Origin of the sequence: Streptomyces apricus (genome assembly GCF_008369065.1) — a bacterium.
In the GTDB taxonomy this organism is placed as follows: Bacteria; Actinomycetota; Actinomycetes; order Streptomycetales; family Streptomycetaceae; genus Streptomyces; species Streptomyces apricus.
In genome coordinates this window covers 1-668 of the sequence record NZ_VDFC01000278.1, presented here as the reverse complement: position 1 = coordinate 668, position 668 = coordinate 1, and the positions used below count along the sequence as shown (strand labels likewise).

The 668-nt window shown below is 75.7% G+C and carries 1 protein-coding gene; it reads left to right on the top strand.

The window, feature by feature from the left end:
• Nucleotides 1-139 precede the first annotated feature (139 nt).
• Nucleotides 140-668 (top strand): hypothetical protein (locus FGF04_RS39665; protein ID WP_408055735.1); only part of this gene is annotated, 529 nt, incomplete at its 3' end.

Here is a 668-nt window from a genome sequence, read left to right as displayed (position 1 = left end):
GGGCTGGGGTGCGGAACTGCGCCTTCGGGTGACCGGGTTCTCCACAGCCGGGCCGTTGTCCACGGGGGCCGACGGGATACACCGAAAAGGCGCAGTCTGAGGGCTCGAACCGATCTCTCGACCCCTGGCGGTGGTAGTTGTGTCCTCTTTCTCGCGCCCGTTGGGCACGGATTTCTCGCGTCCGTCGGGCACGGACGTTCCGGGTACGTGTGAGGTGCCGCACTTCGCTCCTGTACGGGTGCGGGGCGGCCGGTGTCAGCTGCGGCGGCTGGTCCGGTGCCGCAGGCGCGCCCTGGCGGCCGGTCTCGCGGTCACCGCGGCGGCGCTGGTGGCGGCCGGGCCGGGCAACGCCGCGGCGGAGCGGGGCGGCGGACCGGCTCCGGGGACCCGGACGGTGGGCGATGCCGCCGGGGAAGCGCGGCCGGAGCGAGAACGGGACCGGAACCGGGAGCGGAACCGGGAGAGGGTGCGGAACCGGGAGCCGGCCGTGGAGATGGTCGGGGCGCCCGTCCGCATCGCCGACGGGGCGACCGTGCGGTTGCTGAAGGTGGGCGACCGGGTCGACGTGATCGCCGCCGCGGCCGAGCGGTCGGCAGGCGGGGGTGCCCGGGTGGTGGCGCGGGGTGCGCGGGTGACCGGGGTTCCCGAGGCCTCGGAGCGGGTGGGTG